The organism is Halostagnicola sp. A-GB9-2, assembly GCF_030068615.1.
Classification (GTDB): domain Archaea; phylum Halobacteriota; class Halobacteria; order Halobacteriales; family Natrialbaceae; genus Halostagnicola.
The window spans coordinates 1-11,467 of sequence record NZ_JASJOC010000005.1; the positions used below are offsets into that span (position 1 = coordinate 1).

Sequence of the window (11,467 nt, forward strand, 5' to 3'; positions counted from 1 at the left end):
GTTGATTACAATGGATCTAACGTGCCCGAATTTCCACTCCGATGAAACGATTTTGGACCACGTCCGGTATGAAAACAGCGCCATCTGTTCCGGTCGCATTGTTCTATTCTCCCCTATCCTTTCCGAAATCATTGGACAATTTTTGTCTGTAAGGTACAATATGGCACTTCCTTCCTCTCGATAGGAAATGATCCATCGGCCAAATTTCGATGGTAGCTAACATGACACGATCAACGCTTCGGTCTGCTAAATTACTCGTGGACCAGAATATCTACTTCGACGACATTTCCGGGTTCGATGTCGGTCGTTTCGAGCAGTTGGAGAAACTGCGTTTCGTCGCCGCCGTCGAGGACGCGCGCAGGGACCGTTCGTTCGGTCCGGTCGAGCGTCGCCTCTATTTCGGTGAGTCGGTCTCTGATTTCTTCCCGAACGGAGTGAGCGGACTCGGTAGTGTCTGTCGTCGTCTCTTGTCTCGCCTGATCGGCTTCCTGCGAGTTTTCCTCATTCTCGAGTCGTTCCGTGGAATGACACGCGGTTTTCTCGTCCACGACGGCCGCGTGGTGTGTTTGTGGCGAATTTCGGGAAAAGATTTCCTCGAGTCCGACGATATCCACACCTTCCGCTTCGAGGTCGATCTCCCCTCGACGAACGGCGATTAGTTCACTATCGGTACGGATAGGGAGTTCTCGGTTTGCGTGCCACTGGTTCCGTCGTATCTGTTTTTCGGCTTTCTCGCTAATCCACCCGGGTGCTTGCCACTCCCCGTTGTCGTAGAGTCGATACTGCTCGGAATCGTCGGTTCCCCACGTAAAGCACCGGTCGAATCGGCGTTGTAACTCCTTTAATTTGTACCCTGAGGCGTGTTTGAGGACGACTTCTTTGGGCGCGAGTCGTTTCACGACATCGTCGATCGTGGCGGTATCCGGGTGATTGCCGCACTCGTACCTATACGTCGTACACTGCTCGTTAGATATCCCCCTTTGGTCGGTCGCCGAGAGCTGAACGAAAACGCCGTCCGGATCCGTTTTAATCGCTCGAAAGAGTCGTCTCGTGCTTCCCCTCGTGGGCGTATTCGGTCCCGCGATAGTTATTCCTCCGTGATCAAGTACCTCCGTTGGCGATTCGAACACGTCGTACGCGTCGACCCCGGGCACGTCTATCTCGAGTGACTGGTACAATTTCGCCGCTTGACCGACGATGGAAACCGGTATACGTCGTCCGAGGGTTTCGATGGTGGTTCCCAAAAGCGCCGCGTATCGAACGCCAGTGAGTGAACTACAGGCCACGACTATCCGCGACCCGGCCGACGCTCGCTCGAGGATCGTCCGAATCGATTCGTTACAAACTGTTGTCGGCGAATCGCTGGTTGCGACGTTTAGCAGTACGGCGTCGATTTCGAACGGATACTCAGTTGGCAGTCCAGCGTAGCCGGCACAGGGTCGCGTCGTAAAATCTCCTGTCGCGAGGATGTGATGTTCGTTGTCCAGCTGTTGGGCCGGGTCGCTTTCATCACGAAATCGGAGCACGAATCCCGCGCCACCGGGTGTGTGTCCGGCCGGCACCGGGCGGACCTCCAGCGCGTTGAGAATCGAGGTCCACGCCGTTATCGGTTCGACCGCCTCGAGTGCGTCGCGAACGTTTCCCAGGTCGTTATCTTTTTGCGCTTCCGGAAGCGCGTGTTCGAGAACCGTCGCCGTGCTCGGAGCGGTATAGATCGGTGCGCTGTGTATGGTGTTCTTTGCGAGGGTCCGATAATGATCGATATGGGCGTGAGTGAGGAGGATGGCATTCAGATACTCGTCTTCGCCGAGTAGCGAGTCGACATCGACCCCGGCTCCAGAATCGATAAGGACGCATGCTCGAGTCCCGTCGTCCGCAGTGAATCGGACCAATGACGATTCGTTACCGCCCCTGATGTTGGCGTGTTGATAGGACACTCGCATAGTCTTTTGCTAACCCTCTCCTCTCTCCGTATTTAAATAATGGTTATTTTGATGGGTAATTTCCGCCTGCCAACCTCCGGGTGGTCTCTGGTATCTTATGACATTGAGAACCTCATTTTGGTATGTCGTATCCAAATATATATTACAAACTTCGATAATTACTTCGTATGACGCTCTCCGATTTCTTTGACCCTGACGGAATCGCTGTCATTGGCGCATCGAAGACGCCCGGAAAACTCGGCAACGACGCGATGACGAATATCGAATCGTACGACGGAACGGTGTACCCGGTCAATCCGTCGAGTTCCGGTACCGTCTACGGCTACGAGTTCGTGGACTCGGTTCACGACACGGACGCAGATCTGGCGTTGTGTTGCGTTCCGGGTCCCGTTTTGCCGGAAATTATCGAGGAGTGCGGTGAGGCCGGCATCGAGGCGGCGGTTATCTTCGCGGGCGGGTTTGCAGAGGTCGATGAGGAGGGCGAACAGTTGGAGGCGACGATCACCGAAACGGCAGACGAGTACGATATTACGCTTCTCGGACCGAACACGGCGGGGTACATCTTGCCTCACCTCGATCTCTACGGTTCGTTCGTTCCACGAATCAACGAAGTAGAGACCGGTAACGTCGGTATCCTCGCACAGAGCGGTGGCGTCGGCGTGACGGCTTCCTTCCAACTCGAGCGTGAAGGCTATGGTGTCTCTGCGATGTTCGGCCTCGGCAATCGTGCGAACACCGGTTTCGCGGAACTCATCCCGGCCCTCGATGAGGATCCGAACACGGACGCGATCGCGCTTCACATCGAAGGGACCGAAGATATCGACGGTTTCCTCGAGGCGTGCAAAGCGGCGGAGACGCCCATCGTCGCGCTCAAGGTCGGCAACGCGGCTGTCGGCGAGTTCGTGCAATCCCATACCGCCGCCCCGACTCAAGATACCGCTCGTTACGAGGACGAACTCGTCGGCCACGGCGTGACGATGGTCTCTTCGCTGACGGAACTTATTGACGCGAGTCGCGCACTGGCCGATACACCCGTTCCTGACGGACAAAACGTCGGCGTCGTGACGGCCCAGGCGGGGCCCGGTATTATCGTCGCCGATGCACTCAAGGGGGCCGGAATCAACTTTCCGGACCTCTCGGAGGAAACGCAGGAAACCGTCGATGATCTGCTACAGGGTATCACCTACACCGAAAACCCCGTCGACACCGGTCGCCCGATGCCCGAATTCGGTGCCGTCGTCGAGGCCGTCGCTCGAGACGAGAACGTCGATATCGTCCTCGTGTACGAGATTTACGAGGATTCACTCGGCTATCCCGTCGACGAACTCGAGCGACTCACCGACGAAGTGGATAAACCAGTGCTCTTTACGATCGCTGGTCCGAACGAGGCCCTCGCGGACGAACGCGAAGCGATGGAGGAGATCGGCGTTCCGACGTTTCAGTCGCCCGGACGCGGTGCAAATGCTGTCAGGGCGATCGTCGGCTCGAGTTTGAACGGATCCGAACCTGAAAAGCGTGCAGTAGAAACCCCGATCTGAGTTCGCTCAGCCGACTCCTTCCGTTCGACCGTGAACCCGCCTGGCCTCAAAGCGGCTGACAGACGACCGGTTGATCGGCTTCCAGGATCACTTCTTGTGTCACACTTCCGAATATCGCCTTTCCCGTGGGTGATCGTTTACGACCTCCGAGACTAATTAAGTCAACATCGTTATCGTTTGCGACTCGTCTAATCTCGCGTTCAGGTTCTCCGCTGGTGCCGATGATTTCAGGTTCTATTCCGTGCTCGTCGAATATATCCATCGCCGTTCGGACGGAACTGACCTGTGGAACCGCAATACCGTCCGGATTGTCGGTGAAGACGTGAAGTATCTGGATCTGATGGGCGTCGGGATCCATCGGCATCGCGGTGATTTCTTCGGCCTGCTTGCGCGCCTGTTCGTCTGATTTATCGAGACAGACTAATATCTTGTACATATCTCGAATCTAATCGTGTTACACAAATAAATCCATGCCAAAGGAACATTGACATGATACTATGATGAAAAGAAACAGTTTCCGATTCGACTACTTAGAAGGGATACTCGCGCGGTTCGTGCTGAAGCGAGATCCACTTTTTCTCGGTGACTTCGTCGAGGAAGTCCTCGCTGTTGTAGCCGCCGACACCCGACGCTCCGGTTCCGCTGAACGGAACGTGCGCTTCGTCGTTAATCGGCTGGTCGTTGACGTGGACCATTCCGGTCTCCATCCGTCCAGCGATTTCCTTTCCGGTACCGACGTCACCTGCGTGAACCGATCCTGACAGTCCGTACTCCGTACTGTTTGCCATTTCGATCGCTTCGTCGACATCAGAGAACGGGATGACGGGAGCGATCGGTCCGAAGTGTTCGAAACAGGCGGCGGACATGTCGTTGGTCACGTCCGAAAGCACTGTCGGCGCAACGACGAGACTGTCCTCGACGCCGTCGATGTCGACGGTGTCGCCGCCGGTTTCGAGCGTCGCACCGGCCTCGAGCGTTTCGTCGACGTACTCGAGCATTTCCTCCCGCTGGGACTCGTCGATGATCGGACCGACAATCGTATCCGGATTGTGGGCCGACCCGACCGGAAGCGACTCGGCACGTTCGGTGAGTCGCTCGACGTACTCGTCGTAGATATCCTCGTGAACGAGGTGTCTGTTGATCGAGATACAGACCTGTCCCTGGTGGACGAAGCTACCGAACGTCGCCGCGTCGACGGCCGTCTCGATGTCCGCTTCCGAAGTCACGATGTGTGCGTTGTTTCCGCCGAGCTCCATCGCCGCAACGGCCAGGTTCTCGCCGGCTGAGGCTGCGACTTGACGGCCAACCGGCGTCGAGCCGGTGAACGCGACGACGTCGCTCTCCGGGTGGCTTGCGATTTCGTCGCCGATTTCGGACCCGCGACCGGTAACGACGTTAAGGACACCGTCGGGGAAGCCAACCTCATCGAACAGTCGACCGAAGAGGAGCCCGCCGACGACGGGCGTGTTTGTCGATGGTTTGAGGACGACCGTGTTCCCCGCGGCAACCGCCGGTGCGACCGCTCGCATCGAGAGGTTCAGCGGGAAGTTCCACGGTGAAATCACCGTCACAACTCCCTTCGGTTCGCGCTCGACGATATTTTCTTTCCCCGGAATGTTCGAGTGTGCGTGTTCGCCTTTCATCCGCCGCGGAAGCGTCGCCGCTTCGGCGAGTTGATCCTCGGCGAGGTGGACCGATGTTCCCCCCATGACGGCCGATCCCCCAGCTTCGTTGGTCAGCAAGCCCATGATCTCCTCGCTCCGTTCTTCGAGGGTTTCGAGGAGTTCCTGTACGAGTTCTTCGCGCCGCGCTGGCGGCGTCGCCGCCCACTCGTCCTGTGCGTCTGCGGCTGCTTCGTACGCGTCATCGACGTCCGCCGGTGATCCGCGCGGAACGTGCGTAATCGTCTCACGCGTCGATGGATCCTCCACTGCGATCGTTTCACCGCTCGCGGATTCGGTCCACTCGCCGCCGATGTACAGTTCGTCCCACTCCCCCTCGATACTATATGGTGACTGACTCTGTTGAGCCATACCGAACCTTAGGCCGAGTCCGTAATCAACCTTTGGGCAGTTCTTCTCGAGCGTACGCCAAATCGCAAGCAGGCTATGGCTCGGCGAGTAGCATCCTTCGTTGCGTTTAGTTACTCGATGCGATGGACCTCGCGACATCCCGGTATCGTGAATGTAACCGCCTTCGCTCTGACTGCTTTATCGCCGACTATCCGGTTAGTGGGGTGTTCTGCCCTTGTTGTAATACTAATTCGATGGTTGGTTTGAGAGCGATTGAAACCGATTGTGTTGTAAACTGTATCGGAGTTAAAACAAATTTGTATAATAAAATTACTGATAAATTACCTCAATCATGTTCCATCTGCTAGGTGTGGCTATTTCGAGCCCGCAATTACGGTGAGGTCTTCGTACTGACTGCGAAACGCGAACCAGAGGCCGTGTCGGCCCGAAACCCGATCAAGGGTTTCGCCCCGAGACGCGAGTTCCTCTCGAGCGATCGTCCACTCTCGCTGATCGTCGTCGACGAGCGCGTTTCCGTTTCGTTCGACCGGGAGTGGGGGTGCTCGGTAGACTGCCACGTCTCCAGTGGGGTCTTCGAGAACGACTCGTGGATCGCTCGAGTCGTCGTCGACGATGATCCCTTCCCGGCGGACTGCCTCGGTCGGGTAAATTCTCGTCCCATCGGATTCGGTTGTGGCGCCGTAGACGCGTTCTTTTTCGGGGAGTTCGCTTTCGGCGGCTTCGACACCCGGTTGAACCACGCTTTCGTTTTCCCAGTAATGACGGAAGATCCCGATTTCGTCGGTGTAGTAGCTGTAGTCGTAATCGTATCCGGTTTCGATATCAAGGGTTCGGCTGTCCGGATTTTCCCGCTTCCATTCGCCCCAGTTCGTCTGTGTTATTGAACGGATGTCCAGCCGTTCCTCCCGACTCAAATACTCCCCTGCGATCGGAACCCCACGATGTTGACTCCAGAGGCTTTCGGTCTCTTCGTCGAACATCACTTTGTTTCCCTCGAGTAGCATTCCCGAACTCCCGAACGTCAGCGTTCGATCACCGACCGTTCGCTCGTAGAGGATCGGTGCATTACAGAGCGTACAGTACGTTAGACTGACTGAGTGGCCGTCGATAGTCGCGTTCAAAAGCTCGTGTGGAAACAGTATCCAGCGCGGGACGGCGTATGCCGTTCCCTCGATTTCGAATCCGAATACGAGGTCGTCATCCGTCAGATAGCGCCGGTCGTCACGTGTGTCCGTTCCCGCATCGACTTCTGTCGCGGGGACGAAGTCGGGTTCGTTGAGGGCGGCCAGAAACGATCTGTCGCAGTTTCCCCAGCGGATGTCCTGTAGATCGAACGTCCGAGGCGTTGCCTCGAGGAGCCCGCCGACCGGGGGCAGATAGGATCGGTACAACCGGAGTTTCCACTCGTCGAATCCCTCGAGTGGTTCGATGTCCTGCTGGGAATACCAGGTTTCCCACTCGACCCACGCGTGGTCGGAATCGAAGTTCGGTTCGGCGAGTTCACACAGGGCGTCGACGACACCGGGCCACTCTGCCTCCGGAAGCTCGAGGTACCTGGGTGGTGACCGATCTCGCATCACTTCAGGGAAGCCAAACGCCTCCCACTGATTTGCGATGGAGTCGATCATCACGATCTCCACCAGATGGGGGACCACTCGCTCGTCACCCTGTTGGCTCAGCTTTTCGATTGCTTCCGCGTGGGCGTCCGCGTCGCGTACGAGCAATTGCTCGGACAATCGTTTCAGTTCGTGTGATCTTTCCGTGTCCATTCTGTTTCACCCTGCGTTTCCTGTCGTGATAAATCTAGATACTGACTCCCACCCTCACTGCTTTCTCATTAGTTCGGCACTGTCTAGTTCAGCACCTCGTCGGCTGGCGTTCGTCCATTGAGCGATTGGTGCGGTCTCTGATAGTTGTAGTAATGCACGAACTGTTCAATCCATTTGCGTGCGCTCGCCCGACTGACCACCCATGAGTTATGAAAACGGTCGACTCGAATTTTGAGGGAATGAAACCACTTTTCGATGAGGTTTCGGTCGGTGTAGTTCCCTCGACCGTTCAATCCTAATCGAACAAGTGCAGTCCGATAGACGAATTGATAAACGAGAAACTCAGCGTCCGAGAGATCGTGTTTCTCGCGAAGTCCATGCAGAAATGCAGCCGCCGGATCGGTACCGTGCCGACCGAACAACGCGACATCGAGGATTAGCTTTGACTCGATGTCTATTGCGGCATACAACCAAGACCATTCTCCGTTGATCTTGACAGCGGTTTCGTCAACAGCGACCCGCTTCGGCTTCGCCTCAAGCGGGTCGCGTCCGCTGTCAGACAGCCGATGTACCCAGTTCCAAACCGCTCCATGAGAGCGCTTGACGCCTAATTCAGCGAGAATCGTTGTTGTCTCTCGAAGCGAACAGCCGGTCTGATGGAGGCGGACGGCAAACGCCCTGACGGGCGTCGCCGTCCGGTCGTTCTCCCAAGATTCTTCTAAATCCACCTCATACCTCTCACTGAGCAGGTCTGCGAGCATTCTAACCAATTCACTCAACGACCTGCTCACTTCTCAAACTGGCTCAACTAAATACTGCCATTAGTCCCTTACTCTTGCCTTCCTGCACTTTCACCTGCCCCGTTCCCTTGGATGGGATGATTCCACTCGGATACGGTCGTCAGTACCGATTACAACTATTCGTTTGTAACATTTGTTTTAACTGGTTGTAATCTACGTTCATTGGGTAGACACTTCGAGTTTGCTGGTCGCTCTCGGCCCGGGCTGGATATTATAATTGACTGCGTTCTCCTCTGTTCGTCGGTATTTGGTAAACTATTGGTCGGTATCTCTGACAAATCCATCTCTTTTGCGCATTCCCAAGCGTTCGCTATCAGAGAACGAGGTGGGTATCACCGCTATATCCGCCCAGGTGGCATGCTGTGGCTTAACAACGATATATATTACAGACTTAGGAATGTAATGTATGGTGAGATTGCCGACGAACTGCGTTTCTTGCTGTCGAACGAAGATAACCCGCGTTTCATGAACACCTTGCCGTCGATTCCGGAGTTACCGCTCCCAGTACTGGCATCACGCCCCGATTCGTATTCGGTTGATTCTACGGTTCGGTTTCGTCGCGGAGTCTGATTTTGCGTATCCGAGCGCTCGCTTTCTGTTACTGCACGAGGCCTTCGCCTGCTCTTCGCTTCGTAACGCGTACTCGAAAGGGATGTTTTATAACGCCATGTCCGAATGAATCAGGTATGCATTTCGTCCGATACGACGGCGACCGACTCGGAGTACTCACCGATGACCAGACCGGAATCGTCGACCTGACCGATCGCCTCGGCCTCGAGAGCGACGACCCACTAATCGAATACATTCAGGGCGACTACGACGCAACTCAGTATGCCGACGAAGACGCCGACCACGACGTCGAGGACGTTCACGTCGAATCCCCCGTCGAGCATCCGAAGAAAGTCATCGCCGCTCCACTGAACTACGAAAACCACATCGAAGAAGCAATCAGCGACAAGGATATCACCACTGACGAGTGGTTCTCGATCGAAGACAAAGGATACTTCCTGAAAGCGCCTTCGAGCATCGCCGGACCGGACGACGGCATCGAACTGCCGTTCTCGGATCGCCGTGTCGACCACGAAATCGAGCTGGCGTTCATCATGGGTTCGGACGTCAAGGATGTCGACGCGGACGAAGCGTGGGACAACATCTTCGGCTACACGATCCTGCTTGACATCTCCGTCCGCGGGGATCAGGACCGTTCGAACCGGAAGTCCTACGACACGTTCACCATCATCGGGCCGTGCGTCGCGACGCCGGACGAAGTCGACGACCCCCAGGATCTGGACATGGAACTCCAGCTCAACGGCGAAACGCAACAGGACGACAACACCAACGACATGGTTTATACCTGTGCTGACGTCGTCGAATACGCGTCTCTCGGCGCGACGATTTCGGCCGGTGACGTCATCACGACCGGGACGCCGGAAGGCGTGAGCGAACTCAACGACGGCGATACGATCGACGCCGAAATCGAGGATGTCGGCTCGATGACCGTCGACGTTACCGAACGCGATGCCCGATTCGCTGACGTCAACGTCGAGAAGGGCGGACAGTAGCTTCAGCGGCGAAGACCTCGATTTTTGTGGCGACGTTTTTTACCCGAAACAGGCCCGAAGAGCTTCAGCCAAACTACCCGTGGAGATCACGCTGAACGGGCCCGTATAACGTCTTTCTCTACGTGTTCAAATTCTCTACGCGCTCGAATTCTCTATGCGTCCGAACGGCGATTCGGTGTGGAGGCAGTATTCTTATGACCGATCCGCTACAATAGCCGTCTATGGCCGAATTCGAGAATCCGTACGCAAAGGAAGATCCGTTCGTTCAGGCGCATTTCGACTGTCTCGAGTGTGGTGGAAAACTCTGGGAGTATGCGATCCAGCAACAGATGGTCTGTGAGGATTGTCGAGAAGTCTTTCGCTCGGATCGCGTCTTCGACGATCAGATCGACGACCAGGACCGCTGATCCGATTCCCAGCGTTGATCGCCGAGTGAGTGTCGTCGGTCCAGTCGGTCCATTCATAGGGTCGGTTGTAACGATTTACCGGAGCAACCGCAGGACGACTCGCGGCTGCTCCGGAAATGACTGACAACCGACCCCATCACGGAATCTCTCTCGCCGCTTTACTCGTCCCGCAAGGCCGGTGGCGTGTGACAACTCATCCGCCCGTTGAACCGGTGTAGATGTGCTCCAAACACTTATGGTGATACTTGCGTAACCATACGATATGGCACAGCAAGAGTCAGAAGACCCGATAGAGTTGAGTTCCGAGACTCGGAGCATCTTAGAGGAGCAGAACCTCAGACCGCTCTGGGAGGTTGAAGAGACCTTCGGTGATGTCTATGACGACCTCCAGGCCGAAATCTGGAAGTGGGACGACATTAAAAATGCTATCGACCACGTCGAAGAGGATATGCCGATCGAGGAACTCCCACCGGGATTCCAGCGTCGAGTTGCAGTACCGATCAACGCTTCGCTCGGGAATTCAATCACGAATACGATCTACGTCGGCGTCCAGACCGTTTCGCCGGGTGAAACCGCGCCGTCGCACCGCCACGGTGCGAACGCGTTGCGGTTTACCATCGACGGCCACGAGGACATGAAGACCGTCGTTGCCGGCGAAGAGTTCCCGATGGAGAACAACGACCTCATCACGACGCCACAGTGGGAGTGGCACGACCACGTCAACGACTCCGACGAGACGGCCATGTGGCTGGACGTACTCGACCTGCCGCTCGTTCTGGATTCGCTGAACGCCACAAACGTCTTCGAAAATCACGAACTCGAGCGCCAACCCGTCACCAAAACGGAAGGGTACTGGGACTCGCAGTACGGTCGAGCGCGTTCGTACGACCAATCGAAAGACGGCTCCATCCCCGGACCGTTCGAAGGAATCCGGGATCCGACACCGCCGTATCGGTTCCGATGGGAGGATACGGTTCAGACGCTTCGACAGCGCGCGGATAACGATCAGCCGGACCCGTACGACGGCTACAGTATGTCCTACGTTAATCCGACGTCGGGGGCACCGCCGTTGTTCCCGACGATGTCGTTTCGGGCGCAGTTACTCAACGAGCCGACGGACGCTCACTTCCACAACGCGACTGAGGTCTACTTCGTCATCGAAGGCGAGGGCGTCACCCACGTCGAGGACGAAGCCCTCGAGTGGGGCAAGTGGGATATTTTCTGTGTCCCACCCGGCAAAGCCCACCATCACGAGCCGGACGACGAAGCGATCCTCCTCGGGATGACGGACCGACCGGTGTTCGAGGCGTTTAATTTCTACACCGAAGCAGAGGCCTGAGAATTCCCGGCGGCCGTTTCTCCGTCTCTTCGCTGTGCATCTACGCTGAGGCGCGCCCCCGCTGTTTTCGTGTTCT

Annotated in this window: 9 protein-coding genes; 4 read left to right on the forward strand and 5 right to left on the reverse strand. The window is 56.3% G+C overall.

Going from position 1 to position 11,467, the window contains the following annotated elements; genetic code table 11:
* Positions 1–251: 251 nt before the first annotated feature.
* Positions 252–1,943: an MBL fold metallo-hydrolase gene (locus tag QNM96_RS13490; protein ID WP_283836966.1), complete on the reverse strand. Its 1,692-nt coding sequence runs from the start codon at positions 1,941–1,943 to the stop codon at positions 252–254.
* A 167-nt stretch (positions 1,944–2,110) separates the two neighbouring features.
* Here QNM96_RS13490 and QNM96_RS13495 point away from each other — a divergent pair, with 167 nt between their 5' ends.
* The gene (locus QNM96_RS13495; RefSeq protein WP_283836967.1) at positions 2,111–3,481 is read left to right on the forward strand and encodes a CoA-binding protein; all 1,371 of its coding nucleotides are present in this window, start codon (positions 2,111–2,113) and stop codon (positions 3,479–3,481) included.
* Between the two features lie 46 nt (positions 3,482–3,527).
* Here QNM96_RS13495 and QNM96_RS13500 read toward each other — a convergent pair whose 3' ends face one another.
* The 4 genes from QNM96_RS13500 to QNM96_RS13515 form a co-directional block, all read right to left on the reverse strand.
* The gene (locus tag QNM96_RS13500) at positions 3,528–3,917 is read right to left on the reverse strand and encodes a universal stress protein (protein WP_283836969.1); all 390 of its coding nucleotides are present in this window, start codon (positions 3,915–3,917) and stop codon (positions 3,528–3,530) included.
* A gap of 94 nt (positions 3,918–4,011) precedes the next feature.
* On the reverse strand, positions 4,012–5,514 hold the full coding sequence (locus tag QNM96_RS13505) for an aldehyde dehydrogenase family protein (RefSeq protein WP_283836970.1): 1,503 nt from the start codon (positions 5,512–5,514) through the stop codon (positions 4,012–4,014).
* Positions 5,515–5,867: 353 nt separating this feature from the next.
* Positions 5,868–7,283, reverse strand: a complete 1,416-nt coding sequence (locus QNM96_RS13510; RefSeq protein ID WP_283836971.1) for a DUF3179 domain-containing (seleno)protein — start codon at positions 7,281–7,283, stop codon at positions 5,868–5,870.
* Positions 7,284–7,366: 83 nt separating this feature from the next.
* Complete coding sequence (locus tag QNM96_RS13515; protein ID WP_283836972.1) at positions 7,367–8,044, reverse strand: IS6 family transposase; 678 nt, start codon at positions 8,042–8,044, stop codon at positions 7,367–7,369.
* A gap of 725 nt (positions 8,045–8,769) precedes the next feature.
* Between QNM96_RS13515 and QNM96_RS13520 the strand changes: the two genes are divergently transcribed.
* The 3 genes from QNM96_RS13520 (at position 8,770) to QNM96_RS13530 (ending at position 11,391) form a co-directional block, all read left to right on the forward strand.
* Positions 8,770–9,645, forward strand: coding sequence for a fumarylacetoacetate hydrolase family protein (locus QNM96_RS13520; protein ID WP_283836973.1), 876 nt, complete (start codon positions 8,770–8,772; stop codon positions 9,643–9,645).
* A gap of 221 nt (positions 9,646–9,866) precedes the next feature.
* A complete protein-coding gene (locus QNM96_RS13525; protein WP_283836975.1) occupies positions 9,867–10,052 on the forward strand; it encodes a hypothetical protein in 186 nt (61 codons plus the stop codon).
* A gap of 262 nt (positions 10,053–10,314) precedes the next feature.
* Entirely contained in the window at positions 10,315–11,391 is a 1,077-nt protein-coding gene (locus tag QNM96_RS13530; protein WP_283836977.1) for a cupin domain-containing protein, read from the forward strand.
* Positions 11,392–11,467: the final 76 nt, after the last annotated feature.

What these genes read in the sequence shown, in the direction of transcription:
- QNM96_RS13490 (WP_283836966.1), bottom strand. Translation starts at nt 1,943, where the DNA reads ATGCGAGTGTCCTATCAACACGCCAACATCAGGGGCGGTAACGAATCG.
- QNM96_RS13495 (WP_283836967.1), top strand. Translation starts at nt 2,111, where the DNA reads ATGACGCTCTCCGATTTCTTTGACCCTGACGGAATCGCTGTCATTGGC.
- QNM96_RS13500 (WP_283836969.1), bottom strand. Translation starts at nt 3,917, where the DNA reads ATGTACAAGATATTAGTCTGTCTCGATAAATCAGACGAACAGGCGCGC.
- QNM96_RS13505 (WP_283836970.1), bottom strand. Translation starts at nt 5,514, where the DNA reads ATGGCTCAACAGAGTCAGTCACCATATAGTATCGAGGGGGAGTGGGAC.
- QNM96_RS13510 (WP_283836971.1), bottom strand. Translation starts at nt 7,283, where the DNA reads ATGGACACGGAAAGATCACACGAACTGAAACGATTGTCCGAGCAATTG.
- QNM96_RS13515 (WP_283836972.1), bottom strand. Translation starts at nt 8,044, where the DNA reads ATGCTCGCAGACCTGCTCAGTGAGAGGTATGAGGTGGATTTAGAAGAA.
- QNM96_RS13520 (WP_283836973.1), top strand. Translation starts at nt 8,770, where the DNA reads ATGCATTTCGTCCGATACGACGGCGACCGACTCGGAGTACTCACCGAT.
- QNM96_RS13525 (WP_283836975.1), top strand. Translation starts at nt 9,867, where the DNA reads ATGGCCGAATTCGAGAATCCGTACGCAAAGGAAGATCCGTTCGTTCAG.
- QNM96_RS13530 (WP_283836977.1), top strand. Translation starts at nt 10,315, where the DNA reads ATGGCACAGCAAGAGTCAGAAGACCCGATAGAGTTGAGTTCCGAGACT.